Annotated in this window: 26 protein-coding genes and 1 pseudogene; 10 read left to right on the top strand and 17 right to left on the bottom strand. The window is 60.8% G+C overall.

Annotated features, from left to right (window positions below; all coding sequences use genetic code 11):
- Positions 1-69: 69 nt before the first annotated feature.
- Positions 70-978 (bottom strand): hypothetical protein, encoded by a 909-nt coding sequence (locus ASD31_RS15065; RefSeq protein WP_056335260.1) that lies wholly within the window; start codon positions 976-978, stop codon positions 70-72.
- A 65-nt stretch (positions 979-1043) separates the two neighbouring features.
- On the opposite strand from ASD31_RS15065, the pseudogene ASD31_RS25560 reads away from it, so the two are divergent.
- Positions 1044-1232, top strand: a pseudogene (locus ASD31_RS25560) (AraC family transcriptional regulator); the annotation flags it as partial.
- 64 nt (positions 1233-1296) lie between these two features.
- Here the strand turns inward: ASD31_RS25560 and ASD31_RS15060 are convergent.
- The 3 genes from ASD31_RS15060 to ASD31_RS15050 form a co-directional block, all read right to left on the bottom strand.
- Complete coding sequence (locus tag ASD31_RS15060; RefSeq protein ID WP_244483859.1) at positions 1297-2064, bottom strand: HAD-IIB family hydrolase; 768 nt, start codon at positions 2062-2064, stop codon at positions 1297-1299.
- The gene (locus ASD31_RS15055; protein WP_056335253.1) at positions 2046-3389 is read right to left on the bottom strand and encodes a glycosyltransferase family 4 protein; all 1344 of its coding nucleotides are present in this window, start codon (positions 3387-3389) and stop codon (positions 2046-2048) included. The genes ASD31_RS15060 and ASD31_RS15055 overlap by 19 nt, the downstream gene beginning before the upstream one ends.
- Before the next feature lie 241 nt (positions 3390-3630).
- Positions 3631-4845, bottom strand: coding sequence for an NADP-dependent isocitrate dehydrogenase (locus tag ASD31_RS15050; protein ID WP_056335250.1), 1215 nt, complete (start codon positions 4843-4845; stop codon positions 3631-3633).
- Between the two features lie 226 nt (positions 4846-5071).
- Here ASD31_RS15050 and ASD31_RS15045 point away from each other — a divergent pair, with 226 nt between their 5' ends.
- The 7 genes from ASD31_RS15045 (at position 5072) to ASD31_RS15015 (ending at position 12050) form a co-directional block, all read left to right on the top strand.
- Complete coding sequence (locus ASD31_RS15045; RefSeq protein ID WP_056335820.1) at positions 5072-5905, top strand: RNA methyltransferase; 834 nt, start codon at positions 5072-5074, stop codon at positions 5903-5905.
- Positions 5892-6689, top strand: a complete 798-nt coding sequence (gene murI / locus ASD31_RS15040) for a glutamate racemase (protein ID WP_056335247.1) — start codon at positions 5892-5894, stop codon at positions 6687-6689. The genes ASD31_RS15045 and murI overlap by 14 nt, the downstream gene beginning before the upstream one ends.
- A 124-nt stretch (positions 6690-6813) precedes the next feature.
- The gene (locus ASD31_RS15035; RefSeq protein WP_056335244.1) at positions 6814-8325 is read left to right on the top strand and encodes an ATP-binding protein; all 1512 of its coding nucleotides are present in this window, start codon (positions 6814-6816) and stop codon (positions 8323-8325) included.
- Between the two features lie 231 nt (positions 8326-8556).
- Complete coding sequence (gene rpsD, locus ASD31_RS15030; RefSeq protein WP_056335241.1) at positions 8557-9174, top strand: 30S ribosomal protein S4; 618 nt, start codon at positions 8557-8559, stop codon at positions 9172-9174.
- Between the two features lie 100 nt (positions 9175-9274).
- On the top strand, positions 9275-10219 hold the full coding sequence (locus ASD31_RS15025; protein ID WP_056335238.1) for a glutaminase: 945 nt from the start codon (positions 9275-9277) through the stop codon (positions 10217-10219).
- A gap of 122 nt (positions 10220-10341) precedes the next feature.
- The gene (gene ttcA, locus ASD31_RS15020) at positions 10342-11232 is read left to right on the top strand and encodes a tRNA 2-thiocytidine(32) synthetase TtcA (RefSeq protein WP_056335235.1); all 891 of its coding nucleotides are present in this window, start codon (positions 10342-10344) and stop codon (positions 11230-11232) included.
- Positions 11229-12050, top strand: coding sequence for an inositol monophosphatase family protein (locus ASD31_RS15015; protein ID WP_056335233.1), 822 nt, complete (start codon positions 11229-11231; stop codon positions 12048-12050). Before ttcA ends, ASD31_RS15015 begins: the two co-directional genes overlap by 4 nt.
- Positions 12051-12116: 66 nt before the next feature.
- Here the strand turns inward: ASD31_RS15015 and ASD31_RS15010 are convergent, their stop codons facing one another.
- The 7 genes from ASD31_RS15010 to ASD31_RS14980 form a co-directional block, all read right to left on the bottom strand.
- Positions 12117-13400: a multidrug effflux MFS transporter gene (locus tag ASD31_RS15010; RefSeq protein ID WP_056335228.1), complete on the bottom strand. Its 1284-nt coding sequence runs from the start codon at positions 13398-13400 to the stop codon at positions 12117-12119.
- A 42-nt stretch (positions 13401-13442) separates the two neighbouring features.
- Positions 13443-14678 carry a multidrug effflux MFS transporter gene (locus ASD31_RS15005; RefSeq protein WP_056335225.1) on the bottom strand — a complete coding sequence of 412 codons (1236 nt, stop codon included), beginning with the start codon at positions 14676-14678 and terminating at the stop codon, positions 13443-13445.
- A gap of 363 nt (positions 14679-15041) precedes the next feature.
- On the bottom strand, positions 15042-15377 hold the full coding sequence (gene grxD / locus ASD31_RS15000) for a Grx4 family monothiol glutaredoxin (protein WP_056335221.1): 336 nt from the start codon (positions 15375-15377) through the stop codon (positions 15042-15044).
- Positions 15378-15514: 137 nt separating this feature from the next.
- Positions 15515-15739, bottom strand: a complete 225-nt coding sequence (locus ASD31_RS14995; protein ID WP_056335220.1) for a hypothetical protein — start codon at positions 15737-15739, stop codon at positions 15515-15517.
- Between the two features lie 6 nt (positions 15740-15745).
- Positions 15746-15979 carry a BolA/IbaG family iron-sulfur metabolism protein gene (locus ASD31_RS14990; protein ID WP_037095612.1) on the bottom strand — a complete coding sequence of 78 codons (234 nt, stop codon included), beginning with the start codon at positions 15977-15979 and terminating at the stop codon, positions 15746-15748.
- Positions 15980-15994: 15 nt separating this feature from the next.
- Positions 15995-18229, bottom strand: coding sequence for a phosphoribosylformylglycinamidine synthase subunit PurL (purL, locus tag ASD31_RS14985; RefSeq protein ID WP_056335817.1), 2235 nt, complete (start codon positions 18227-18229; stop codon positions 15995-15997).
- A 179-nt stretch (positions 18230-18408) separates the two neighbouring features.
- On the bottom strand, positions 18409-19827 hold the full coding sequence (locus ASD31_RS14980; protein ID WP_056335217.1) for a PLP-dependent aminotransferase family protein: 1419 nt from the start codon (positions 19825-19827) through the stop codon (positions 18409-18411).
- Positions 19828-19912: 85 nt separating this feature from the next.
- Here ASD31_RS14980 and ASD31_RS14975 point away from each other — a divergent pair, with 85 nt between their 5' ends.
- On the top strand, positions 19913-20158 hold the full coding sequence (locus ASD31_RS14975; protein WP_056335214.1) for a DUF1127 domain-containing protein: 246 nt from the start codon (positions 19913-19915) through the stop codon (positions 20156-20158).
- Positions 20159-20179: 21 nt separating this feature from the next.
- On the opposite strand, the gene ASD31_RS14970 is transcribed toward ASD31_RS14975, so the two are convergent.
- Genes ASD31_RS14970 through purC form a run of 5 tightly spaced genes read right to left on the bottom strand, consistent with a single transcriptional unit; the run spans position 20180 to position 22604 of the window.
- Positions 20180-20584, bottom strand: coding sequence for a hypothetical protein (locus ASD31_RS14970; RefSeq protein WP_056335211.1), 405 nt, complete (start codon positions 20582-20584; stop codon positions 20180-20182).
- A 52-nt stretch (positions 20585-20636) separates the two neighbouring features.
- Positions 20637-21308, bottom strand: a complete 672-nt coding sequence (gene purQ, locus ASD31_RS14965; protein ID WP_056335208.1) for a phosphoribosylformylglycinamidine synthase subunit PurQ — start codon at positions 21306-21308, stop codon at positions 20637-20639.
- Positions 21305-21562, bottom strand: a complete 258-nt coding sequence (locus ASD31_RS14960) for a hypothetical protein (RefSeq protein ID WP_056335206.1) — start codon at positions 21560-21562, stop codon at positions 21305-21307. The genes purQ and ASD31_RS14960 overlap by 4 nt, the downstream gene beginning before the upstream one ends.
- Before the next feature lie 19 nt (positions 21563-21581).
- Positions 21582-21824: a phosphoribosylformylglycinamidine synthase subunit PurS gene (gene purS / locus ASD31_RS14955; RefSeq protein ID WP_056335201.1), complete on the bottom strand. Its 243-nt coding sequence runs from the start codon at positions 21822-21824 to the stop codon at positions 21582-21584.
- A gap of 15 nt (positions 21825-21839) precedes the next feature.
- Positions 21840-22604: a phosphoribosylaminoimidazolesuccinocarboxamide synthase gene (gene purC, locus ASD31_RS14950; RefSeq protein ID WP_056335198.1), complete on the bottom strand. Its 765-nt coding sequence runs from the start codon at positions 22602-22604 to the stop codon at positions 21840-21842.
- A 233-nt stretch (positions 22605-22837) separates the two neighbouring features.
- Here purC and ASD31_RS14945 point away from each other — a divergent pair, with 233 nt between their 5' ends.
- Entirely contained in the window at positions 22838-23155 is a 318-nt protein-coding gene (locus ASD31_RS14945) for a DUF1476 domain-containing protein (protein ID WP_056335195.1), read from the top strand.
- Positions 23156-23199: 44 nt separating this feature from the next.
- On the opposite strand, the gene ASD31_RS14940 is transcribed toward ASD31_RS14945, so the two are convergent.
- Entirely contained in the window at positions 23200-25794 is a 2595-nt protein-coding gene (locus ASD31_RS14940) for an EAL domain-containing protein (RefSeq protein ID WP_156392677.1), read from the bottom strand.
- Between the last annotated feature and the right edge of the window lie 81 nt (positions 25795-25875).

Below are 25875 nucleotides of genomic sequence, written 5' to 3'. Positions count from 1 at the left end.
GCCAATCCCTAACGAAATGTGGAGCCAAGTGTAAATCAGTTGGCTCCACATTCCTTTGAACGAAACCAGCTAACGTGATAGCGCTTGCGCCAGAGTTCCTTCATGCACGAGATGTGGACCTCGGCCTTGATCTCGCAGTTCCAAGGCCCGAATAATCTTTAAGCCTTCGTGGCTGTGCCGCCAATCTCGTGAAGACTCTACCGCCACGCAGAGATAGTTTGTGTTCCTGCATACACTGCTTTTAAACTCTCCACCGCGATCGGAAATCATCCCAAGAATCGCCTTTCTGGGGCCTAGGGTAAACTTTCCGGTCAAAACGAACATCTGTCGATCAAAGACGACTTCGTTGTGATCCTGAAGTGCGCCGTCAATGACGCCGACATTGCCGAAGGTAGCCATCCCGGTGTCGCTGGCGCTGTCGCCAACCAAATACGTGATCCATGTGCAGATGTCGTCAGATTCTTCCGGTGTGATCCGTCCGTCTGCAATTGATCTTTGCGCCGCGCTTTTAAGGTTGGTTACTCGCTTGTCGGCCTGGATATTGGGATAGCTGCTCAATTTGAGCAGTAGCCTTTCGACCTCGTTGGGCGTTATGCGATTGTCGCAGGCGATTCCAGCGCAAAACCCATAGAGTTCATTGATCTCATCTTTTTCACTCTCGATAACAAATTCTCGCGAGCGTATTGAAACTATATTCTCAATAATATCATATACTTCTCTCGGATCGTCCTGCCATGTATGAAGGTCCTCGATAAGTTCGCGAGCATCGGGATCGTGAAGCAAATTGAGAAATCTCTCTGCTTCGACTCTGATAGGATAATATTCGGCGGTCTCCACTTTGGTGCTTGCTAGGATCCCCTTCAAGAAGCCAAGCCAATAGCCCAGTGCTTTTCTGCTATTTGATCTTGCGTGAATTCTGCCGAGCGTCGCTCCTTCGTGCTCAAGTGCATTCTTCCCCGTACGCATTGTGTCGACCATCCTATCCCCCTTGTAAGACCAGCACCTCTACAACCTAACAGCGAACTGCTCGAAACGCGAGTGCCGTCGATGGCGGCGATTATGCGGTGCTGCGCCACAAGGGACCCTATGCCGACATGCACAAGGCCTATCAATGGCTGCCGAAATCCGGGCGTGAAATCCGCGACACGCAAATGTTCGAGGAATACGTCAACAATCCGCGCGACACGGCCCCGCCGGAACTGCTGACCGATATCCATCTGCCGGTGAAGTGAGGATACACGGCGCTCCCATGGTGGGAGCGCCGTGGTTTTCATGCGGAGGCTGATGGCGCAGCGGTCATGGCGACGGGCTGAACAGACCCCAATGCGCCAGCCCTTCCAGTACGCCATCCGCCATGTCTGTTTCGGCGCGATAGATGTTGGCCCGATCGTCGGCAACCGCCTTCAACTCGGCGAGGGCATTGCCGACGACAATGCCGCGAATGCCGGGAATCTCGAACATGCTGCGGTCGTTGTTGGTGTCCCCGGCAACCACGACATCGTCATGCGAAAGGCCAAGCTGGCGGCAGAGCCAGGAGAGGGCAGCCCCCTTGTCGACGCCTTCGGGCAGGATATCGAGGTCGCGGTTGCTGGAATAGACGAGGCGGACGGCAAGCCCGGCGTCCGCCAGCCTTTCCTCGATGGCCGACAGCATCGCCGTATCGGCATCGCGCAGGTACCAGCTGGATTTATGCGCATGCTGGTATTCGTCCGGCTGCGTGGCTATGCCGGGGATACCGGAAAGCGCCTCCGCGATTTGGCCGCGATCGAAACCGCCCCCCAGCGAGCGGGAATAGCGTTCCGCATGGTCCGGCTCGCTTTCATGAAAAAGCATGGTGCCGACGCCGCCGATGTAGATGTCCGGCACCGGCAGGGCGGTGCTGGCGATAAAGGCCTTCTGGTCCTCGATCAGCCTGCCGCTGTTGAGCACCAGAAGCGGTCGACGCACGGGGTCGAGACCCTGCCATGCCTGGTGAAACCGGGCTTCCGCCTGCCTGTCTCCTGCCAGCGTGCCGTCGATATCGCTGCAGAACAGCCGGACCGGCCTCAATCTCCGTCCGTCCATGGTTCGTCCCATTCGCCATCGTCGAGCGCCTGCGGCATCGGCCGTCCTTCGACGACGCCGATCAATTGCTGCGCAATGCCGGTCCAGGTGAAGAGGCTGCGTGCCTTGTGCGCGCCCATGCGCGACAGGCGGCCCGCCAGCCGCTCATGTTTCAGCGGCTTCATCATGGTGATGCCGAGATCATATTTGTCGAATGGATCGGCAAACAGTGCGTGCCGCCCGTAGCTGACGGCCCGGAACAGGCCGCCATGGATGGTGATGACTGTGGGCGTGCCGCTCGCCATGGCCTCGATCGCCGTCATGCCGAATGGCTCGTAGCGGCTCGACAGCACGAAGACATCGGCGGCGCGGTAGTAATCCGGCAGGTCCTCCTCGGTGACGAAGCCGGAGAAAACCACCTTGTCCTTGAGACCGAGTGACGCGACGCGTTCCTTCAACTCTTGGAAAAGCGCCGAATCATGGGCGTCCATGCTCTCGCCGCCAACCGCCAGATGCAGGCGGGCCTCCGGCTCGCGTTCGGCCAGCACTGAAAAACCGTCGATCAACAGGTCGTAGCCCTTGTTGGTGGCCAGCCGCCCCATCGCCATGACCACTTTTCCCTCGAAGCCGAAGCGCTGGCGGGCCATCTCCCGGGTCGCTTTCGATACGGGGAAGAAGCGGTTGTCGTCGTAGCCCGGCGGGATCATGTGCACCCGGTCTCGCGGCAAATTGTAGTCGTTGACCAGTACCTCGACCTGGATCGGCGTCGTGGCGATGACCATGCTGCAGGAACGGTAGACGATCAGTTCATGCTTGATGCGTTCGGAGAAGTTGAATTCCTTCTCGAACGTATCCGCCTTGTCCGGGTAATCGGTTTCCATCTGCCGCTTTTTCCACAGGCCGAGCGAATGCGGTGTATGGATATGGGTCACGCCCAGCGCTTCCGACATGCGCTGGCCGGCAATGCCCGCATCCCAGTAATGGCTGTTGATCAGCATATAGGAGAAATTGTTGCGGCGAACGAAGCGGACGGCATTTTCGCACCATTCCATCAGGTGTTTGTACAGATATTCCTTGGGAATGAATTCATTGCCGCCGCAGGGAATGCGGATCACGCGGACCCGCTCATCGACCTCGTCAAATTCCGGCTGGTCCTCGAAACGGCGGGTATAGATATCCACCTCATGACCGAGCAAGGCCAGCTTGCGGGCGAGTTCGATCACATAGACCACCTGTCCGCCGGTATCGGCCGCGCCAAGCGGTGGTTCGGCGGCGACATAGCCATGGGTCGAAATCAGCGCAATGCGGGGAAGGTGGGAATGGGGCTTATGAGGAGAAGAGGTCATATATCAGTGTTCACGATCCATTTGAGAGGGTGAAGCACACAGGATTGCATGCAAGGGTTACCCTCGCGAACGAACGGGGCGCCAAAAGGTTCCGAAATTCTTGCCTGGAGATGCATCTTCCGCCGGCGGGGTGTTCGGAAACAGTCGGATGCTTGCCTGCAAAGCCGCCGGCTTCCGCCAGGCCATAAAAAAAACCCGGCTTGGCCGGGTTTTTCTGCAGTTCAGCGGTCGAGATGCGGGATCAGGCCGCCATCGCCTTCTTGAGGTTCTCGTCGATCTTGTCGAGGAAGCCGGTGGTCGACAGCCAGGGCTGGTCGGGGCCGATCAGCAGCGCCAGGTCCTTGGTCATGAAGCCTGCCTCGACGGTATCGACGCAGACCTTTTCCAGCGTATCGGCAAATTTTGCCAGTTGGTCGTTGCTGTCGAGCTTGGCGCGGTGGGCAAGGCCACGCGTCCAGGCGAAGATCGAGGCGATGGAGTTGGTCGAGGTTTCCTCGCCCTTCTGGTGCTGGCGGTAGTGACGCGTCACCGTGCCGTGGGCGGCTTCGGCTTCCACCGTCTTGCCGTCCGGCGTCATCAAAACCGAGGTCATCAGGCCGAGCGAGCCAAAGCCTTGCGCGACGATGTCGGACTGGACGTCGCCGTCGTAGTTCTTGCAGGCCCAGACGTAGCCGCCGGACCATTTCAGCGCCGAAGCGACCATGTCGTCGATCAGGCGGTGTTCGTACCAGAGCTTGGCTGCCTTGAACTTCTCGGCGAATTCTTCGTCGAAGACTTTCTGGAAGATATCCTTGAAGCGGCCGTCATAGACCTTGAGGATGGTGTTCTTGGTCGAGAGATAGACCGGAACGTTGCGCTGCAGGCCGTAGTTCAGCGAGGCGCGGGCGAAATCGGTGATCGATTCGTCGAGATTGTACATGCCCATGGCAACGCCGGCGGCCGGCGCATCATAGACTTCATGCTCGATTTCCGTGCCGTCCTCACCGACGAACTTCATCGTCAGCTTGCCCTTGCCGGGGAATTTGAAGTCGGTGGCGCGGTACTGGTCGCCGAAGGCATGGCGGCCGACGATGATCGGCTTGGTCCAGCCGGGAACGAGGCGCGGCACGTTCTTGCAGATGATCGGCTCGCGGAAGATGACGCCGCCCAAGATGTTGCGGATCGTACCGTTCGGCGACTTCCACATCTTCTTCAGCTTGAATTCCTCGACCCGCTGCTCATCCGGCGTGATCGTCGCGCATTTGACGCCGACGCCATGCTTCCTGATGGCATTGGCCGCATCGACCGTCACCTTGTCGTCGGTCGCATCGCGGTTTTCCATGCCGAGGTCGTAATATTCCAGGTCGATATCCAGATAGGGATGGATCAGCTTATCCTTGATGAACTGCCAGATGATGCGGGTCATCTCGTCGCCGTCGAGTTCGACGACCGGATTGGCGACCTTGATCTTAGTCATGATGCTACCTCTGCATGGTGTTGGATAATCGGGTTGCGCCCCTATAGCATCCGCTTCACCACAGGCAAAGACAGAGAGTGCATCAATCGACGAGATCGTCTGGCAAGGCGGATCGGAGGCTTTCAGGGCTATGAAACTGAACCTCGCAGGCCTTTGTCGTGATGGCGCCGCTTTTAAAAATGCTTCAATTGTGCAAGGGAAGCGCGAAACAGGCGAAGGCAGCGGCATGGCAGGCACGAACAGCGAGCGCAAACTTCTGACGGAAGGCCCGGCAATCATCCTGGTGCATCCGCAGCTTGGCGAAAATATCGGCATGGTGGCGCGCGCCATGGCCAATTTCGGCCTGGCGGAACTGCGCCTCGTCAGCCCGCGTGACGGCTGGCCGAGTGAAAAGGCGCGCTCCGCCGCCAGCCGCGCCGATCATGTCATCGATGCCGCGAAGGTCTACGAGACCTTGCCGGAGGCGATCGCGGATCTCAACTTCGTCTATGCGACCACCGCGCGCGACCGCTATGGATACAAGCCGGTGCGCTCGCCGCTGGTCGCTGCCGAAACGCTGCGCAGCCGTTTTTCGGCCGGGGAGGCGACCGGCATCCTGTTCGGCCGCGAACGGACAGGCCTCACCAACGAGGAAGTGGCGCTGGCCGACGAGATCGTCACCTTTCCCGTCAATCCCGCCTTTGCCTCCCTCAACCTGGCGCAGGCCGTGCTACTCATGTCCTATGAGTGGATGAAGACGAGCATGGCGGCACCCGACGAAACCTCCTTCCAGGCCTTGCCGCAAAGTGCGGCAACGAAGGAGGAGTTGCAGGGCCTTTTCGATCATGTCGAAGAAGCGCTGGAGGCGCGCGGCTATTTCAGGCCGGACGCCAAAAAGCCGAAATTGGTGGACAATTTGCGCGCAGTCCTGACCCGCCCCGGCTTTACCGCCTCCGAGATCCGGCTGGTGCGCGGCGTCATCTCATCGCTCGATCGTTTCACCCGCGAAGCGCCGCGCGGTGCCGGAGCGCCGGAAAATTCGCGCGCGAAGAAGGCAGACGACGCCGGTGACGACAACTGAGCTGAAGCCCATCCTCGTTTTCGACAGCGGCATCGGCGGGCTCACCGTGCTGCGCGAGGCGCGCGTCCTGATGCCCGAGCGGCATTTCATTTATGTCGCCGACGATGCCGGCTTTCCCTATGGCGGCTGGGAGGAGGCGGCGCTGACGGAGCATGTCATTTCCCTGTTCGGAAAATTGCTTGCCGAGCATGATCCGGAAATCTGCATCATTGCCTGCAACACTGCCTTCACGCTGGTCGGCGCCGATCTGCGCGCCGCCTTTCCGCAGATGCGCTTCGTCGGTACCGTGCCGGCCATCAAGCCTGCGGCGGAGCGAACGCGCTCCGGCCTCGTTTCCGTTCTCGCCACACCCGGCACCGTCAGGCGCGCCTATACCCGCGACCTCATCCAGTCCTTCGCCTCGCAATGCCATGTCCGCCTTGTCGGCTCGGAAAACCTCGCCCGCATGGCGGAAGCCTATATTCGCGGCGAACCGGTAGAAGACGCGGCGGTCCTTGCCGAAATCGAACAGTGTTTCATGGAGAAGCAGGGGCGAAAGACCGATATCGTCGTGCTTGCCTGCACCCATTATCCGTTCATGGCCAATGTCTTTCGCCGCCTTGCACCCTGGCCTGTCGATTGGCTCGATCCGGCCGAAGCGATCGCCCGCCGGGCCCGCAGTTTGGTGCCCGCGCCGGACGGGTTCGAACCGCTCTATGGCATCGATCCGGCCATCTTCACCTCCGGCAATCCCGATTTCACGACGCGCCGGCTGATGCAGGGTTTCGGGCTGACGATAGGGTAAACGAAATCCTGTCTTAGCTGTGGGTTTCCGCGGTGCCGGGGCGCAAAGCGCGGCAAACGGTGCTAAGCAAAGGCCTGCGGGTTCGTGGCGGCGCATCCGGCATGGCAGTTTGAACGAGGGTGGCATGAAAGTCGGCATCGATATGGGGACGGCGTCCGACGGCGCGTCCGTTCCGCTCGATATCGAGGAGCTTCTGGCAACGCGCCTTCTGGTGCAGGGCAATTCCGGTTCCGGAAAATCGCATCTGCTGCGCCGGCTCCTCGAACAGTCCGCGCCCTGGGTGCAGCAGTGCATCATCGATCCGGAAGGCGATTTCGTCACGCTGGCCGATAAATTCGGCCATGTGGTGATCGAGGGCGAGCGCACGGAAAGCGAGCTGATCGGGATTGCCAGCCGCATCCGCCAGCACAGGGTGTCCTGTGTCCTGTCGCTGGAAGGGCTCGATATCGAGCAGCAGATGCGCAGCGCCGGCATCTTTCTCAATGCCATGTTCGATGCCGACCGCGACCATTGGTACCCGGTGCTGGTGGTGGTGGACGAGGCGCAGATGTTCGCGCCCTCGGTTGCGGGCGACGTTTCCGAGGAAGCGCGAAAAATCTCGCTCGGCGCCATGACCAATCTGATGTGTCGCGGCCGCAAACGCGGCCTTGCCGGGGTCATCGCCACGCAGCGTCTGGCAAAGCTTGCCAAGAACGTCGCTGCCGAAGCGTCCAACTTCCTGATGGGCCGTACCTTTCTCGATATCGACATGGCTCGCGCCGCCGACCTGCTCGGCATGGACCGGCGCACGGCGGAAATGTTCCGCGACCTTAAGCGCGGATCCTTCGTGGCGCTCGGTCCGGCCCTGTCGCGCCGGCCCTTGCCGGTGACGATCGGCAATGTCGAGACCTCGGCGCGCTCCACCAGCCCGAAACTGACGCCGCTGCCGGAAGCGGTTGCGGATGTCGAGGATCTGATTTTCACGCCGGACCCGGACGAGTTGGTCCGCCCGCTCATTCGCCGCCCGAGCGCCCAGCCGCGCCCGGCCACCGATATTCTCGCCGAATTGTCGCGACCGCGGCCTGAGCCGCTTGTGGTCGGCGAAGCGAAAACGCCGGCGCCGGAAATGCCTGTTGCCGAGCGCGAGGCGCTGCTCGACGGGCTGCTCGCCGAAATTCTCGAAAATCCGGAGGCTGCCTTCCGTGCCGATGCGGAGCTGTTTCAGGATTTCCTCGTCCGCTGCCGCATCCGCCGCGTGCCGGGCGCCCCCTTGTCGCTCAGCGCCTTCCGTCGCAAGATGGCCGTCGCACGCTCCGGCGTGGATGCCGAGACAGCGGCGAGCGAAACCTGGGCCCTGGCCCTGGAATTGTCGCGCAAGGTGACAGACGACCTGCAGGGCGTCTTCCTGCTTGTGGCACAATCGGCGGTGCGCGGCTTGCCATGCCCATCGGACGCGATGATCGCGCGCGCCTACGGTACCCATTCCGCCCGCCGGGCACGGCGCCTACTCGGCTATTTCGAGGAACAGGGCCTGATCGTCGTTCACAGCGACCTGTCCGGCAAGCGCATCGTTGCCTTCCCGGACCTGGCGGCCGAAACCGCGCCGGGCGCCGCCGACGCACACTACGATGCGGAAAGCCGAAACGCTGCGGAATAGGCCGTTTTGCTGTGTTTCTTCCCGCTGGTCGTTGACAATATTGTAAAACTTACCTAAAGACCCGCTCAACGCCGGGCCGAAATGCCCGGTGTTTTATTTGACATGTCCCGTGGCTTCTCCGTTCGCGTGATCGTGAGAAACCTGTCAGAGCTTCATCGAGGTTCAGAGGAGGGCGTGTTTCCTTCATCCGGTCTGGTAACGGGCCGGTGTAACCGTCTGAAAGGAAATGCGATGAGCAAGCGCGCTTCATCCAAGTACAAAATCGATCGCCGTATGGGCGAAAATATCTGGGGTCGTCCGAAGTCCCCGGTCAATCGCCGCGAATATGGCCCCGGCCAGCACGGCCAGCGCCGCAAGTCCAAGCTTTCCGACTTCGGCGTGCAGCTGCGCGCCAAGCAGAAGCTCAAGGGCTATTACGGCGATATCCGCGAGAAGCAGTTCCGCGCGATCTACGACGAAGCCAACCGCCGCAAGGGCGACACCTCGGAAAACCTGATCGGCCTGCTCGAATCGCGCCTCGACGCGATCGTCTACCGCGCCAAGTTCGTTCCGACGGTCTTTGCTGCCCGTCAGTTCGTCAACCACGGCCATGTCAAGGTCAACGGCATTCGCGTCAACATCGGTTCCTATCGCTGCAAGGTCGGCGACGTCATCGAAGTTCGCGAAAAGTCCAAGCAGCTCGTTTCGGTTCTCGAAGCGGTTTCGCTGGCTGAACGCGACGTTCCCGACTATATCGAAGTCGATCACAACAAGATGGTCGCGACCTTCGCTCGCGTTCCCTTCCTAGCCGACGTTCCTTACGCGGTCATCATGGAACCGAACCTCGTCGTCGAATTCTATTCGCGATAATTTCTCAAAGGCTCGGGCCTTGCGATTTTCAGGAAAGCCACTCAGGAATGGGTGGCTTTTTTGTTGTCGTCAAAACCAATCGCAAACCGGAGACTGATCGATGCCCGGCACGGAACCCTTGGACCTGCAGGCGATTGTCGACGATATCCACAGGGAACTTGCCCCGCGGCTGGGCGAGGGGAAGGTGGCAGACTATATCCCGCAACTGGCGCGCATCGATCCCAAGCGCTTCGGCATGGCCGTCGTCACTGTCGATGGCCAGGTGTTTCAAGCAGGCGACGCGGGATTGCCGTTTTCCATCCAGAGCATTTCCAAGGTCTTTACGCTGACGCTGGCGCTTGGCAAGCATGGCGAAAACATCTGGAAGCGGGTCGGCCGGGAACCGTCGGGCTCGGCCTTCAATTCCATCGTCCAGCTTGAGCATGAGCACGGCATTCCCCGCAATCCCTTCATCAATGCCGGCGCGATCGCCGTTACAGACCGGGTGCTGGCCGGCCATACGCCGCGCGAGGCGATCGGCGAGATCGTCCGTTTCGTCCGCTATCTTGCTAATGACGAGGACATCCTCATCGACGCAGAAGTCGCGCGCTCGGAGGAGGCCACCGGCTACCGCAATTTCGCGCTTGCCAATTTCATGCGCGCCTTCGGCACGATCGATCATCCGGTCGATCATGTGCTCGGCGTCTATTTCCATCAATGTGCCTTGGCGATGACCTGCATCCAGCTGGCGAGAGCCGGCCTTTATCTGGCGGCATCCGGGAGCGATCCGCTGACAGGCCATTCGGTCGTTTCCCGCCAGCGGGCACGCCGCATCAATGCGCTGATGCTGACCTGCGGCCATTATGACGGGTCCGGCGATTTCGCCTTTCGCGTTGGCCTGCCGGGCAAGAGCGGGGTCGGCGGTGGCATTCTTTGCGTAGCACCCGGCAAGGCCGCCATCGCCGTCTGGTCGCCCGGTCTCAATCAAAACGGCAATTCGCTGCTCGGCTCGCTTGCGCTGGAAATGCTGGCAAACCGCACGGGATGGTCGGTCTTCGGCGCCTGAGGAGAGATTGCGGGCGTTTTGTGCCAGGTGGCGCGCATTTTCCTTGATCTCGCCAGCCGGGGCAGGCAAGTGCAGGGCAGTCATTCGCCTATGCCGCGCGCATATTCCATCGGGGCCCTGTCATGGATCACATCGACCAATCGCACCGCGTCCTCTTCGAGGAGTTTTCGCCGGAGGAGAATCAGGCCGGTGGTGAAGCCGTGCACCCGATCTTCGCCAACATGCCGTCATCGGTATCATTCAACAAATTGCGCAAGCGACTGCTCCGCCAGGTGCGCCAGGCGATCGACGATTTCGGCATGCTGAACGGCCAGAAGCGCTGGCTGGTCGGCGTCTCCGGCGGCAAGGACAGCTATGGTCTCCTGGCGCTGTTGATGGACCTGCAATGGCGCGGCCTGCTGCCGGTCGAACTGATCGCCTGCAATCTCGACCAGGGACAGCCGAATTTCCCCAAAAATGTGCTGCCGGACTATCTGACTTCGATCGGTATCCGCCACCGGATCGAATATCGCGATACCTATTCGATCGTGAAGGAGAAGGTGCCGGCGGGCGGAACCTATTGCGCGCTCTGTTCGCGCCTGCGCCGCGGCAATCTCTACCGGATCGCGCGCGAGGAAGGATGCGACGCGCTGGTGCTCGGCCATCACCGCGAGGATATTCTCGAGACCTTCTTCATGAATTTCTTCCATGGCGGCCGTCTCGCAACCATGCCGGCAAAGCTGCTCAATGACGACGGCGACCTCATGGTGCTCAGGCCGCTTGCCTATGCGGCCGAGGACGACCTCGCAAAATTCGCCGCCGCAATGGCGTTTCCGATCATCCCTTGCGATCTCTGCGGCACGCAGGACGGCCTGGAGCGCAATGCCATGAAGGCGATGCTGTCGGATATCGAGCGCCGCATGCCCGGCCGCAAGGATACGATGCTGCGCGCTCTTGGCCACGCCAATCCGTCACACCTGCTCGACCCCAAACTGTTCGATTTCCAAACCCTTCTAGCGGATCCAAAGCCATGACCCAGACCATCGATATCGCCGGCATCGCCAATATCCTGCAGGAGGCGGCAGCAAGGGAAATCCTGCCCCGTTTCCGCAATCTCGGCGCCGGCGATGTGCGGATGAAGACCGAGGCCATCGATCTCGTGACCGAAGCGGACGAGGCGGCCGAGCGGCTGATCAAGGCGCGCCTGGCGGAACTCGCGCCGGAGGCCCTGTTCATCGGCGAGGAGTCCGTGGCCGCCGATCCGGCCCTGCTTGGTCTCGCCGGTGCCGATCTTGCCGTCGTCGTCGATCCGATCGATGGCACGTTCAACTATGCCGCCGGCATGCCGCTGTTTGGCGTCATGGCTGCCGTCGTTGCCGGGGGCGAAACCATTGCCGGCGTCATCTACGATCCGATGGGCAATGACTGGGTGATTGCGGAAAAGGGCGCCGGTGCCTGGCTTTGCAAGGCCGATGGGTCGCAGGAGCGGTTGAGCGTCTCGCCTTGCCCGCCACTGGAAGGCCTTGTCGGTTGCGCCTCCACCGGCTTTTATTCTCCGGAGAACCGCCGGACCGTCATGGGCAATATGGGAAAGGTGCGGATCGCCACCAGCTACCGTTGCGCGGCGCATGAATACCGTGCCTTTGCCGGCGGCCATTTCCATTTCCTGATGTACCAGAAGCTGATGCCCTGGGATCATCTTGCCGGCACGTTGATTGCACAGGAAGCCGGGGCCTATGCCGCGCGCTTCGACGGCTCGCCCTATCGGGCGCAACATCTCGATGGTGGTTTGCTGCTGGCGTCCGACAAGGAATGCTGGGAACTGTTGCGGCGCGAGGTCTTTACCGTCTGACGCGCACGCCTATCGCAGAAAGGCCCGCCTGGACATGGTCCCGGCGGGCCTTTCCGTATCAGGCTGTCACATATGCCCGCCGGCGCCTTCCAACAGCGCCTCGTCGTCGCCCGGATGGGTGAAGAGCTTACCCTTTTCCGCCCAGAGGACCGCGGCGATCGTCACGGCACCGAATACGGCAAATCCGGCAAACAGCGGCTGTACCGTACCGTTGAACATCTGTCCGACCGCCCCGCCGATCAACGCCCCGCCGGTTGTCGAAACGAAGCCGGTGACGGCGGTGGCGGTGCCGGCCAGATGGCCCATCGGCTCCAGGCTGATAGCTGTGAAATTGGTGGCAATCACCGCAAACAGCATCAGGAGAACGGAGAACAACAGATAGGCGACCGTGAAATCCGGCCGGCCACCAAGGGAAATCAGCAGGCCGGCGCCGGAAAGCAGGGTGAACAGGATGACCGCCGCATGCGAAATCCGCCGCATGCCGAAGCTGCGCACGAAATAGCCATTGGCGAAGTTGGCGATTGCGATGCCGCCGGCGGTACCGGCAAAGGCAATCGGCAGCCAGTCGCCGAGCCCGTAGACCTCACCGAATATCTGCTGGACGGTGACGATATAGGCGCAGATGACGGCGGTGAACATGGTCAGGCCGATCATGTAGCCGCAGGTGATGCGGTTGGTCAGGACCGTCTTGAAGCCGGTGAGGACGGAAGCAACCGAAAGCGGCAGGCGTTCTTCCTGCGGCAGCGATTCCTTCAGGCGCAGCGCTGCCCAGACGAAGAGGATGGCACCAACGGCGCCGAGCAGGATGAAGATCCAGTGCCAGTTGGCATAGAGGATGACCGCCTGGCCGAGCGAGGGCGCGACGATCGGGATGATCATGAAGACGATCATGACATAGGACATGACCCGCGCCATCTCGCGACCGCCGAAGCAGTCGCGCACGATCGCCATCGTGGTGATGCGTACCGCTGCCGCGCCGATGCCCTGGACGAAACGCAGCAGAAGCAGCATTTCAAAGCTCTGCGTGGCGGCTGCGCCGAACATCGTCACGACGTAGAAGGCAAGCCCCGCCAGTAGCACGTGGCGGCGTCCGAACGTGTCCGACAGGCTGCCGAAAATGATCTGCGAACAGCCAAAGCCGAGAAAGAAGATGCCGATCACCAATTGGGTGTCGTTGGTATTGACGACCCCGAGCGAGTGGCCGATGGCCGGCAGGGCGGGCAACATGATGTCGATCGCCAGCGCGACGCTGGCGGTCATGAGGGCAATGGTGATGACGAACTCGAAAAAGCCGAGGCCGATACGGGAAGAGCCGATATTTTCGGCATGATGCCTGGTGTCTGCGGACATGGGGGAACCCTGTGAAATGTCTTTCAGGAAGACGAAGTCTCGTTAAATCGATGGATTGTGCGGGCTGAAAAGGCGGCCTTTTTCGGCGATCAGAACGAAAATCAGGCCGACGATCGAAACCGTCAGGAAGCCGATGGCAAGCGGGGTCACGGTTCCGTCGAAGGCCTGACCGATCAGTGCGCCGATAAGCGCACCGCCGATCGTCTGGGTGAACCCCAGCACCGACGATGCCGTGCCGGCCACGTGACCGAGCGGTTCCATCGCCATAGCGTTGAAATTGGCACCGATCAGGCCGAACTGGAACATTGCAAGACCATAGAGCACGGCAAACAGCCAGAAGGGCAGCGTGCCGAAGATCGACGTCATGGCCCAGGCGAAACTTGCGAGCACGAAGCCGATCAGCGCGCCATGCGACAGCCGGCGCATGCCGTAGAGTTTGACCAGCCGCGAATTGGTGAAGGAGGCGATTGCCATCAGGCCAGCAAAGCCGGCAAAGGCCAGCGGAAACCAGGGGCCGAGCCCGAAGACCCCGACGAAGATCTGCTGCGCAGAATTGATGAAGCCGAACAGCGATCCGAAAACGAAGGACGCCGCCAGCGAATAGCAAAGCGCGACACGGTTCGTCAGCACGATACGGAACGCCCCAAGGATGGATTTGACGGTGAACGGACGGCGGTTTTCGATCGCCAGCGTTTCGGGCAGGCGAAGCATGACCAGCGTCGCCACCAGAATGGCAAAGAGGCAGATCACCACGAAGATCATGTGCCATTCGGCAAAGATCATGATCAACTGGCCGATGCTCGGCGCAATGACGGGCACGATCATGAAGACCATGAGCACCAGCGACATGATCTCCGCCATCATCCGCCCGCCATAGATATCGCGGACGATGGACACAGTGATGACCCGCGTTGCCGCCGCGCCAATGCCCTGGACGAAACGGAGCACCAGAAGCCCTGTGAAGGACGGAACGAAGACAATGGCAAGGGCGCAGAGCGCATAAATGCCGAGACCGCCGAGCAGCGGCAGTTTGCGGCCGAACCTGTCGGACAGCGGACCGAAGAAAAGCTGGGCGCAGCCCATACCGATCAGATAGGCGGTGATCACATATTGGCGCGCATTCTCGTCGACCACGCCAAGGCTGGCGCCGATCTCCTGCAGTCCGGGCAGCATGATGTCGATCGACAGCGCATTGATCGCCATCAGCATCGCCATCAGGGCGACGAACTGCGGCTTGGATAGGGCAGGGATGCCCGGCGCTTCGGAGGTGGTGGTCATGGCGATAATCCTGGCGGGTAGGAGCCGGCGCCTCAGCCTGCGGAACATAAATGTTCCGGCATGGCTCAGGCGCGGATGAAATGCTGGAGCAGGCGGATACGGATTGAAAGCGCGCTCCGAAGCGCTTTCAAAAAATCTCTGGCTGCCGTTCTTCCGACAGACGGCAGGGATTGCGACTTATCGAGAATTACAGATCACGACAGTCGTATATGCCTATCGCCAATGGCGATGACCGGCATGTGACAGTCGCGCATATGGTCTTTGGCTGATAAAGCCTGAAAGACATTAGAAAAACGGCACGGTTTCCAGGAATCAAAAAAGGCGGATGCCCGCCTTTTCAGGTGCAATCGAACGGTGCTGCTGTCAGGCTGCGCCCTTGACGGCGATACCCTGCTCCTCGAAATGCGACTGGAGTTCTCCGGCCTGGAACATTTCGCGCACGATGTCGCAGCCGCCGACGAATTCGCCCTTGACGTAGAGCTGCGGAATGGTCGGCCAGTTGGAATAATCCTTGATGCCCTGGCGAAGATCGCCGTCGGCGAGCACGTTGATGCCCTTGTAATCGACGCCGATATAATCGAGCATCTGGACCACCTGGCCCGAGAAACCACATTGCGGGAACTGCGGCGTGCCCTTCATGAAGAGAACGACATCGTTGCTCTTCACTTCATTGTCGATGAATGCGTTGATTCCGCTCATGTCTTTGGTCCTTTCTCATCCCGCTTCAAGGGCGGGGGTCTTGATAGGCTGTTAGATAACATGCACGCCGGTGATTTTCATCACCCGGGCGCAACAAAAATTGATGCATGGCAGCGTGGCAACAGCAGCCTGCGGTGTTACCTCGCTCCACTTCGGGCTGCGGCGGTCCTGCGTCGGCTGACCTGCTTCTTCGCGGGCTTGGCGCGGCGCGCCGAAGCGGATTTCTTGAAGCGCCCGGTGTTTGCCGATCGCACCTGCCGCTTCTGGCGCTTGGTTGCGCGTTTGCCGCCCGCCTTTTTCAGAATTTCCTTCAGCAGGCTTTCGACGACACCGCTGACCAGCTCCTTCACCAGATTGGCCATCCCTGGCTATTCCGGCGCTGATGTCTGAAGGGCAAGGGCATGCAGCACGCCGCCCATATTGCCCTTCAGTGCATTGTAGACCATCTGGTGCTGCTGCACGCGGCTCTTGCCACGAAAGGCTTCGGCGACGACTTCGGCCGCATAATGATCACCATCGCCGGCGAGATCTCGGATCGTCACCTTCGCGCCGGGAATGCCGGATTTGATCATGTCTTCGATATCGCCAGGTGCCATCGGCATGGTCGTACTCCCTGATTACTCGGCCGCGATCAATGTTTCGCCGCCCATGAAGTCAGGGAACCATGATTCATGCGCCGAACGCAATTGCAGAATTGCAAGCGGCCTGGCCGAACCCAGCACCACTTCGGTTCCGCCGGTCGTGCCGATCTCAGGTGCTGCGACGCCGGCGGCCTTGGCACGCTCGGTGACAAGTGCCGCATGTTCGCGGCTGACCGTGACGACATAGCGCCCCTGGTCCTCGCCGAAGAAGACCGGGATCGGGTCGCGGCCGGCGACCGCCTTGATCGTCGCACCGATACCGGAGGCCATGGCCATTTCCGCAATCGCCAGTGCAAGACCGCCCGAGGAGCAATCGTGCACGGCACTGGTCAGGCCGCCGAGGATGAGGCTGCGGACGAAATCGCCGGTCTTGCGTTCATGGGCGAGATCGACATGCGGGGCAGGGCCGTCGGTGCGCCCGTGGATGTCGCGCAGATAGACGGATTGGCCGAGATGAGTTCCCAGTTCCTCCGGCGCCCCGACAAGCAGGATCACCTCGTCTTCTGCGGCAAAGCGGATGCGTGCCATCTGCGACCAGTCGCTAAGCAGCCCGACGCCGCCGATCGTGGGTGTCGGCAGGATGGCCTGGCCATTGGTCTCGTTGTAGAGCGAGACATTGCCGGAAACGATCGGGAAATCGAGCGCGCGGCAGGCTTCGCCGATGCCCTTGATGGCATGAACCAGCTGGCTCATGATTTCCGGGCGCTCGGGATTGCCGAAATTGAGATTGTCCGTGGCCGCCAAGGGCAGGGCGCCCGTCGCGGTGATATTGCGCCAGCATTCGGCGACCGCCTGCTTGCCGCCTTCGAAAGGATCGGCCTCGACGTAGCGCGGCGTCACATCGGAGGAGAAAGCGAGTGCCTTGGACGGATGGCCTTCGACGCGCACAACGCCGGCATCGCCGCCCGGCAATTGCAGCGAATTGCCCTGGATCAGCGTGTCATACTGCTCATAGACCCAGCGGCGCGACGAATTGTTGGCCGATCCCACAAGCGAAAGCACGGCGTCCGCAATATCCGCCTGCGGGATATCGCCCGCCGCCAGAGGGGCTGCGGTCTTTGCCGGTGTCCACGGCCGATCATATTCCGGCGCCTGATCGCCCAGATCCTTGATCGGCAGGTTGGCGACTTCCTCGCCCTGGTGCAGCACGCGGAAGCGCAGGTCGTCGGTGGTCTTGCCGACGATGGCGAAATCCAGTCCCCATTTCACGAAGATCGCCTTGGCAACCTCTTCCTTGGCCGGCTCCAGGACCATGAGCATGCGCTCCTGGCTTTCCGACAGCATCATCTCATAGGCCGTCATGCGCTCCTCGCGCACCGGTACCTTGTCCAGTTCTAGCTCAATGCCGAGGTCGCCCTTGGCGCCCATTTCGACGGCGGAGCAGGTGAGGCCGGCAGCACCCATGTCCTGGATGGCGATGACCGCGCCGGTCTTCATCAGCTCGAGGCAGGCTTCCAGCAGGCATTTTTCGGTGAAGGGATCGCCAACCTGCACGGTAGGCCGCTTCTCCTCGATCGATTCGTCGAATTCCGCCGATGCCATGGTTGCGCCACCGACGCCATCACGGCCGGTCTTGGCGCCGAGATAGACGACCGGCAGGCCGACGCCCTTGGCTTCCGACAGGAAGATCGCATCGGATTTGGCAAGCCCGGCGGCAAAGGCGTTGACGAGGATATTGCCGTTGTAGCGGGCGTCGAATTCGACCTCGCCGCCGACTGTAGGCACGCCGAAGGAATTGCCGTAGCCGCCGACGCCGGCGACGACGCCGGAGACGAGATGGCGGGTCTTCGGATGATCCGGCGCGCCGAAGCGCAGCGCGTTCATCGCCGCGATCGGCCGGGCGCCCATGGTAAAGACGTCGCGCAGGATCCCACCGACGCCTGTTGCCGCACCCTGGTAGGGCTCGATATAGGACGGGTGGTTGTGGCTCTCCATCTTGAAGACGACTACATCGCCGTCATCGATATCGACGACGCCGGCATTTTCGCCAGGTCCCTGGATGACCCGCGGCCCCGTCGTCGGAAGCGTGCGCAGCCATTTTTTCGAGGATTTATACGAGCAGTGCTCGTTCCACATAGCCGAGAAGATGCCAAGCTCGGTAAAGCTCGGCTCGCGGCCGATCAGGTCGAGGATGCGCTGATATTCGTCCGGCTTCAGCCCGTGCGAGGCAATCAGGTCGGCGGTAATGGGGCGGCTGTTGGAAATGGTCATCGTCGTCCGTTCGGTCCGTTGGAGCGCCCCGGACGGCGTCAGGCGCCACATCCGCAGGGAGCGTCAAAACAAAGAGATCGCGTCGGCGTCTCTTTAGCCGATGCCGTCTTGCGATGCGACAGGAAAATGCCGGAAAAGACCGGAGATAGCTGCTTTTCGCCCCTATTGCGCCGAAACCCTCAGGCGAAGCTGTCATGGCCGGTGCGGCCGCTGTCAAGCAATCGCCGAAGCGTCATGAAACCGGTGCGCACCTCGTTGCGGGTCGCGGGCGAGGAGAAGCCGATCCGCACCCGGTGGAAGACACTGTCGGTCCGGCCGGCCTTGAATTCGTCCTCGTCGTCGATCAGCACGCCCTCGTCGAAAGCGGCATGTTTGAACGTGCCGGAGAACCAAGGCTCGGACAATTTCAACCACAGGAACGGCACATGCGGATGCGAGTTGAAGTCGAGGCCTGAAAATATCTCGCGGGCCATCTGTTCGCGACCACGAATTTCATCGATGCATCTGGAACGAAGGATCGCTGCCTCGCCGCCAAGGACCAGGCGGGCACAGAGTTCCGCAAGGAGGAACGGCATGCCGCCGCTCACCATCTTGTGAGCGATGCGTACGCGCTGGCTGAAATGGGGCGGGCAGGCGACCCAGCCGCCGCGCGCGCCTGCCGCAACCGATTTCGAAAGGCCGCCGACCAGGAAGGTGCGCTCGGGCGCAAGCTCGGCCAGAAGCGGGGTCATGTCGCCGGTCATCGCGCCATAAAGATCGTCTTCCAGCAGCCAGACACCATATCTGCGGGCAATATCGGCCACGGCACGGCGGCGCTCGATCGACAGCGTCGTAACGGTCGGGTTCTGAGCGGTCGGCATCAGGAAGGCCAGTTTCGGATGCTGCTGGGCACAGACCCGCTCGAAATCCTCCGGATCCAGGCCACCGTCATCGGTGCGCAAGAGAATCGTCCGCCGGCCGATCAGGCCTGCACTGCGGCTGATCTGCGAATAGGTGACATTTTCGAAGGCAATCTTGTCGCCGGGCGCCGTCACAGCGGCGATCACCGCAACGGCACCGGCGTGAGCGCCGAGCGTCGGCACGATGCAGTCGGGTTTCGGCCTGAAGCTACCCTTGGCCAGCCACTGGCTTCCGGCCTCGAACCAGTGCTGCGGAAAATCGCGGGCATAGCTGGCAATGTCGGCATGATGTTCGCGGCTGATGTCGATCAGCAGTTTTTCCAGCGAGGCGCCCTGGCCGATATCGGGGGCCGCGGTGCTGTCGAATCGAAGTTTTCCCGGCGGCGCCTTGATCGGGCGGGTGCCGGCCAGCGCCGCCGTCATCGGGTCAGCCTGCTCGGCCGGCCGCATATCGGCATTGTCGAGCACATAGGTGCCGCGGCCAACCTCTCCGCTGACCAGGCCGCGTTCGCGGACAAGATGGTAGGCGCGGCCGATCGTGCCGATCGTCACGCCGATATCATAGGCGAGATTGCGCTGCGGCGGCAGCTTCGTGCCCGATGGCAGCACACCTCCGGTAATCGCCTGCTCGATCTGGTCGGCGATGCGGGCATAGAGCGGGCCTTGGCCCTGGCCGGGATCTGGCATCCAATTTGTCATGGTTACAATTTCTACATTGTACCCGCGCGGGTGTCAATTGTAACAATAGATACAATTAGGCGCAGACAATGAGAGGATTGTGGCGATGAAGGGTACAATTTGCACCGTAAACCATCTGGATTGCTCCGCCATCGCGAGAACGCCCAAGCAACGATCTGTCATTGGGAGCCTCGCAAATCTATGTCGGAAACTATTCGCCTGGATTCTCGAGCGGGAAGGCAAGCGACTGAGCCGCCTTGCCCTCAGCGAGATGACGGACAGCCAGCTTGCCGATATCGGCGTCACGCGCGCGGAAGCGCGCCGCGAGGCGGCACGTCCATTCTGGGACTGAGAAAAGGTGGCGTGACGCGCGCTAGGCGGCGCAGCCGGTGCCGCCGGCTGCCCAGCGTTTCACATCATCGGCCATGCGTGAGCCGGACGCGTCGTCGAACAGCGGACCAAAGGCCTGCAACCGGGCCGGATGACCTTCCGCCTGCACGACGGCGAGCGGCCGCGATTCGGGCGCATCCCGCCGGACGATCAGGATACGTGGGCGGCCGGAAAAGGAATTGAGTTCCGGCGCGAGCCGATAGGGCTTGAACGCGGCGTCGCCGGATTTGAACCAGCAGCGATTGGCCCCGAGTGCAACGCGTTCCATCGTCGGCAGGGCTGCGCTGTCGTGCGCGGGGGCAGGCTTGTCCGACTGGCAGCCGGCGATGAGCATCAGGCTCACGAACGAACCTGCGACCGCAAGAAAAGGAACGAAGGATGCGCGCATCGAAAAGCCTCGGTGATTCGGTCTTTGTGCGTGATGTCTATCAGACCGGAGGTTAAGCGGCGATGACGTCGAGCGCGGAGGCGAACAGACCGCGCCCGTCGGACCCGCCATGGGCCGCCTCGATGAGATTTTCCGGATGCGGCATCATGCCAAGGACATTGCCCTTGGCGTTGACGATCCCGGCAATGTCGTTGACCGAGCCATTCGGATTGGTGCCGCCGGCATAGCGGAAGACCACCTGGCCATTGTCCTCGATGCGTGCCAGCGTTTCGCTGTCGGCAAAGAAATTGCCATCGTGATGGGCGACAGGGCTGCGAATGATCTGGCCCTTTTCATAGGCGCGGCTGAAATCGGTGTCGGCGTTGACCACTTCCAGAAGCACTTCCTTGCAGACGAATTTGAGCGAGGCATTGCGCATCAGCGCGCCCGGCAGGAGACCTGCCTCGACAAGAATCTGGAAGCCGTTGCAGACGCCGAGCACCTTGACGCCGGCCTCGGCCTTCGCCTTGATCGCCTGCATCACCGGCATGCGCGCGGCGATCGCACCGCAGCGCAGATAATCGCCATAGGAAAAGCCACCGGGAATGACGATCAGATCGACATCAGGAATTTCCGTTTCGGTCTGCCAGATGGTGACCGGCGCCGTGCCGGAAATCTTGGTGAGCGCCGTAATCATGTCGCGGTCGCGATTAAGGCCTGGAAGCTGGACGACGGCTGATTTCATGGGTGCAGTTCAAACCTGGATTGGGCCTCGGCAAGCTCGCGCAGTTCGAGGCGGTTTTCGATACGGTCGAGGCGCATTTCATGTCTCGCGAGAACGCCGTAGATATTGTGAATGTCCTGCTGCATCGAAACCATTGTTCCGCGCATCGCATTCAATTCCAAGCGGATTTCCCGTTGACCTTCCTTCAAGCCGGCAACGTCAGTGTGAACGCGCTTCAGCAATTCATACATCAGATCGCTTGTGACTTCGGCCATCCAGCACCTCTTTCAACCATCAGGCGAGTGAGATAGTGTAATTCTCAATCACCGTGTTTGCCAGAAGTTTCTCGCACATCGCCTTTACCTCGGCCTCGGCCTTGGCGCGGTCGGCGGTCTCGATCTGCAGATCGAAAACCTTGCCCTGGCGGACATGGCCGATGCCGTCGAAGCCGAGGGCGCCGAGCGCGCCCTCGATGGCCTTGCCCTGTGGGTCGAGAACGCCGTTCTTCAGCGTCACAGTTACGCGTGCGTTGATCACTGTCGCTCTTCCTGCCTATTTCACCAATACGGGGCCTGAGCCACGCGGCGGTTCGTTCTCGTTCATGATGCCAAGCCGGCGGGCCACTTCCTGGTAAGCCTCGACGAGGCCGCCCATGTCGCGGCGGAACCGGTCCTTATCCATCTTTTCCTTGGTCTCGACATCCCAGAGGCGGCAGCTGTCCGGCGAAATCTCGTCGGCCAGGATAATGCGCATCATGTCGCCCTCGAACAGGCGTCCGCACTCGATCTTGAAATCGACGAGCTGGATGCCGACGCCGAGGAACAGGCCGGTAAGGAAGTCGTTGATGCGGATGGCGAGCGCCATGATGTCATCGAGTTCCTGCGGGCTTGCCCAGCCGAAGGCGGTGATATGCTCTTCGGAGACCATCGGGTCGTCGAGCGCATCGGCCTTGTAGTAGAATTCGATGATCGAGCGCGGCAGTACCACGCCTTCGTCGATGCCGAGGCGCTTGGCAAGCGAGCCGGCGGCCACATTGCGCACGACGATCTCGAGCGGGATGATTTCCACTTCCTTGATCAGCTGCTCGCGCATGTTGAGGCGGCGGATGAAGTGCGTGGGAATACCGATCTTGTTCAGATGCGTGAAGATATATTCCGAAATCCGGTTGTTCAGCACGCCCTTGCCGTCGATGACGTCGTGTTTCTTCTTGTTGAAGGCGGTGGCATCGTCCTTGAAGAACTGGATCAGCGTGCCCGGCTCAGGACCTTCGTAAAGGATCTTGGCCTTGCCTTCGTAGATACGGCGGCGACGGTTCATGAATATCGTCTCTATGGTTGTCGGCGCGCTTGGGCAGCGCCAGGGGTATTTTCTAATCGGGTCCTTAGCCCAAAAGAATTCATTTCACAATCGGCCTGTCACTTGATCCGGTGAATTAGCGAAAAGCCAGGCACCTGAAGCGGCCGCGCGGAAACATCGCATTGCACTTTTCACCGGCTTTTGGTTTAAGCGCGGCCAAGCCATTTAGAACTCCGTTTCAGGAGAGAGAGAGGATGACGACCAATATGCAGGACCGTGAAAAGGCGTTTGAAGCGAAGTTTGCGCTGGACGAGGAGCTGAAATTCAAGGCCGAGGCGCGGCGCAACAAGCTGCTCGGCCTGTGGGCCGCCGAACTTCTGGGCAAGAGCGATCCGGCCGCCTATGCGGCAGATGTCATTGCGGCCGATTTCGAGGAAGCCGGGCATGAGGACGTGGTGCGCAAGATCCGCGCCGACTTCGACGCGGCCGGCATCGCCCAGACCGACGAACAGATTCGCACGAAGATGCTTGAACTTCTCTCTGAGGCCGTCACTCAGGTCCAGAACGGCTGATTTGACGATGACTGCCCAAACCGCCCGCCCGCCGGGCGGTTTTTCTATGCCTTGAAGTCTCGCTTGATGAGATCGCGCAGTCTTTCCGCCGGCATTTCGGCAGGCAGCCAGCTGCGCGCGCGGATGAAGGCTTCCAGTTCCGGTTTCGGCATGGGCCTGGCGAAGGCATAGCCCTGCAGGATGTCGCAGCCGAGATCACGCAGCATATCGGCATGGAGGCGGGTTTCCACCCCTTCCGCCACCACGTCGATATTCAGCGAATGGCCGATATCGATGATCGACCCCACCAGCTTTCGTTGTTCGGGAGATTCGGTGATCGGCTTGATCAGGGCGCGGTCGATTTTCAGGCGGCTTGGATTAAGCTTCATCAGGCCGATGATCGACGCATGCCCCGTTCCGAAATCATCGATTTCGATCTCGATGCCGAGGGCTTTCAGGTCCGCAAGCGTTCTTGACGCAGCCTCGTCGAGATCATCGAGAAAAATCGATTCCAGCAGTTCGAACGAGAGTTTCCCGGAGGGTATGCGCAACTGCTCCAGGCTTTCGATCAGGCCTGCCTCGCGCAGCCGGGGCGAGGAGACGTTGACCGAAATGCGCGGAATGGACAGGCCCTGCGCTTCCCAATCGGCGAAATGTCGCAGCGCCAACTCAGCGATGTGGCGGTCGATGATCGTCAGCGCATTGATATCCTCGGCGATCTTCAGGAAATAATCCGGTGCAAGCAGGCCATTTCTCGGATGCATCCAGCGGGCAAGCGTCTCGACGCCCGCGATCTCCAGCGTGCGGGCATTGAATTGCGGCTGGTAGAACGGAACGAATTCGCCGTCTTCAAGCCCCTTGATGATGTCGTCCGCGGTGCGCTTGGCATGATGGATCTGCGTCTGTAGCTGCTTGGTGAAGAATTCGTACCTGTTGCGGCCGAGACTCTTTGCACGGTACAGGGCGATATCGGCATTCATCAGCATCTGTTTCGCATCGACCGCAACGTCCGGCGCCCAGGCAATGCCGACGCTGGCGCCGAAGCGGCAGAGATGCCCGTCATAGGGAACGGGCTGGCGCAGGGCGTCGATGATCCGATCGGTCAAGGCGATCACATCCTCGCGCGAATGCCGCGCATCGCACAGGATCAGGAACTCGTCGCCGCCGATGCGCGCGACGAAATCACAATTTCCGACGATAGAGGATAGCTTGCCTGCGGTATGCGCCAGCATGGCGTCGCCGGCCAAATGTCCCAGCGTGTCGTTGATCTGCTTGAAGCGATCGAGATCGATATGAAGAATGGCGCAATAGGCGACTTCGCCGGCAATCCAAGTGTCGATCTGCTGTTCGAGGTAGCGCCGGTTGGGCAAGCCGGTCAGGTGGTCGTGGAGTGCATTATACTCGATGCGAGTGCGGGCGGCTTCCAGCTCGTGATTGCGGGCTTCGGCCAATTGCATTGCCTGCTCGAGCTCCTGGCGCAGCAATACGTCCTCGGTGATGTCCCAATTGGCACCGATCAGTTTGCGTGCGCCTTCGGCGTCGATGAAGGTCACGGAACGCGATTGTACATAGCGGACCTCGCCGTCGGGGCGAACGATCCGGAAGGCGTTGGCGAAAGGTTCCTGGGAAGCAATTCCAAATTCTACCCTTGCAAGCGCCTGGGCACGATCGTCCGGATGGAGCCTCTCACTGAAAACTGTTTCCTGCGGTGTCGGGTTGGCAGGATCGAGGCCGTAGATGCGCAGCAGTCTGTCGTCCCGCACGACCGTGTCCGTATCGAGATTGGCTTCGAAGACGCCGACCTTCGAGACATCGAGGGCCAGACGGAGGCGGCGGGAAATTTCCTCGAGGCGTGCCTCCGCCTTCTTACGCTCGGTGATGTCGGTGTCGGTGCCAATGATGCGGGTCGGATTGCCGTCGCTGCCCCATTCGATGGAAGCGCCTCGGCTTTCGATCCAGACCCAGTGGCCATCGGCATGCCGCTCGCGATACTGGAACAGATTGAAGGAGGCATCGCCTTCTTCCTGATGGCGAATATGCTCGAGAACATGCTCTCTGTCGGCCGGATGGACATTTTTGATCCATGCCTCGAGGGAGCCGTCGACCGGCTGGTCGGCGGGCAGGCCGCGAAGTCGCTTCCAATGATCGGAATAGAACAGCTCATTGGTCTGGAAGTCGTGGTCCCAGACGCCCTGATGGGCGCTTTCCAGTGCGCATTTCCAGCGCCACTCGCTTTTTCGCAGCGCTTCCAGGACCCGCTTCGTTTCGTCCACCGGCTGGATCTGGACGGCGACCCACAAGGGCGCGCCCGGCAGGGCGGAGAGGGAGACCTTGGCCCATGAGGCCCGGTTGTCGGATTGCGTCAGGCGTATCTCGCAGGAAGAAGGTGCTGCCGCGTTCTCAAGCAGGGCGGTCAGCGCCTGACTGAACAGGTTTACATCGTCCCGAAGCACGAAATTGGAAAAGCTCGCGCCGGGCAGCGCGTCGGGCGGTTGTGACAGGACCCTTGCAAAGGCGGCATTGACCTGACCGATGCGGCCTTGGCGGTCGATGAGACAGAAGCCGACGGGCGAGGCGGCAAGAATCACATCGGCAACCGGAAGAGGGGCGGATGCGGCAGCCGGGATCAGCACATCTCTGGTTTTTCTCGTCGCTGTCACGTGGCTGTCATTCTCAAGTGATTTTGAGGCATGATGCCGAAGGACAGTGAAAGCCGTCTTAATGCCAAGATGCTAAAAAAC

The sequence above is a fragment of the Rhizobium sp. Root482 genome (assembly GCF_001426565.1).
GTDB lineage: Bacteria > Pseudomonadota > Alphaproteobacteria > Rhizobiales > Rhizobiaceae > Pararhizobium.
This window is presented reverse-complemented; position numbering and strand designations above follow the sequence as displayed.

Bases quoted from the DNA above. Each gene is read 5' to 3' on its own strand.
- ASD31_RS15065 (WP_056335260.1), bottom strand. From the start codon at position 978: ATGGTCGACACAATGCGTACGGGGAAGAATGCACTTGAGCACGAAGGA.
- ASD31_RS15060 (WP_244483859.1), bottom strand. From the start codon at position 2,064: ATGGACGGACGGAGATTGAGGCCGGTCCGGCTGTTCTGCAGCGATATC.
- ASD31_RS15055 (WP_056335253.1), bottom strand. From the start codon at position 3,389: ATGACCTCTTCTCCTCATAAGCCCCATTCCCACCTTCCCCGCATTGCG.
- ASD31_RS15050 (WP_056335250.1), bottom strand. From the start codon at position 4,845: ATGACTAAGATCAAGGTCGCCAATCCGGTCGTCGAACTCGACGGCGAC.
- ASD31_RS15045 (WP_056335820.1), top strand. From the start codon at position 5,072: ATGGCAGGCACGAACAGCGAGCGCAAACTTCTGACGGAAGGCCCGGCA.
- ASD31_RS15035 (WP_056335244.1), top strand. From the start codon at position 6,814: ATGAAAGTCGGCATCGATATGGGGACGGCGTCCGACGGCGCGTCCGTT.
- rpsD (WP_056335241.1), top strand. From the start codon at position 8,557: ATGAGCAAGCGCGCTTCATCCAAGTACAAAATCGATCGCCGTATGGGC.
- ASD31_RS15025 (WP_056335238.1), top strand. From the start codon at position 9,275: ATGCCCGGCACGGAACCCTTGGACCTGCAGGCGATTGTCGACGATATC.
- ttcA (WP_056335235.1), top strand. From the start codon at position 10,342: ATGGATCACATCGACCAATCGCACCGCGTCCTCTTCGAGGAGTTTTCG.
- ASD31_RS15015 (WP_056335233.1), top strand. From the start codon at position 11,229: ATGACCCAGACCATCGATATCGCCGGCATCGCCAATATCCTGCAGGAG.
- ASD31_RS15010 (WP_056335228.1), bottom strand. From the start codon at position 13,400: ATGTCCGCAGACACCAGGCATCATGCCGAAAATATCGGCTCTTCCCGT.
- ASD31_RS15005 (WP_056335225.1), bottom strand. From the start codon at position 14,678: ATGACCACCACCTCCGAAGCGCCGGGCATCCCTGCCCTATCCAAGCCG.
- grxD (WP_056335221.1), bottom strand. From the start codon at position 15,377: ATGAGCGGAATCAACGCATTCATCGACAATGAAGTGAAGAGCAACGAT.
- ASD31_RS14995 (WP_056335220.1), bottom strand. From the start codon at position 15,739: ATGGCCAATCTGGTGAAGGAGCTGGTCAGCGGTGTCGTCGAAAGCCTG.
- ASD31_RS14990 (WP_037095612.1), bottom strand. From the start codon at position 15,979: ATGCCGATGGCACCTGGCGATATCGAAGACATGATCAAATCCGGCATT.
- purL (WP_056335817.1), bottom strand. From the start codon at position 18,229: ATGACCATTTCCAACAGCCGCCCCATTACCGCCGACCTGATTGCCTCG.
- ASD31_RS14980 (WP_056335217.1), bottom strand. From the start codon at position 19,827: ATGACAAATTGGATGCCAGATCCCGGCCAGGGCCAAGGCCCGCTCTAT.
- ASD31_RS14975 (WP_056335214.1), top strand. From the start codon at position 19,913: ATGAAGGGTACAATTTGCACCGTAAACCATCTGGATTGCTCCGCCATC.
- ASD31_RS14970 (WP_056335211.1), bottom strand. From the start codon at position 20,584: ATGCGCGCATCCTTCGTTCCTTTTCTTGCGGTCGCAGGTTCGTTCGTG.
- purQ (WP_056335208.1), bottom strand. From the start codon at position 21,308: ATGAAATCAGCCGTCGTCCAGCTTCCAGGCCTTAATCGCGACCGCGAC.
- ASD31_RS14960 (WP_056335206.1), bottom strand. From the start codon at position 21,562: ATGGCCGAAGTCACAAGCGATCTGATGTATGAATTGCTGAAGCGCGTT.
- purC (WP_056335198.1), bottom strand. From the start codon at position 22,604: ATGAACCGTCGCCGCCGTATCTACGAAGGCAAGGCCAAGATCCTTTAC.
- ASD31_RS14945 (WP_056335195.1), top strand. From the start codon at position 22,838: ATGACGACCAATATGCAGGACCGTGAAAAGGCGTTTGAAGCGAAGTTT.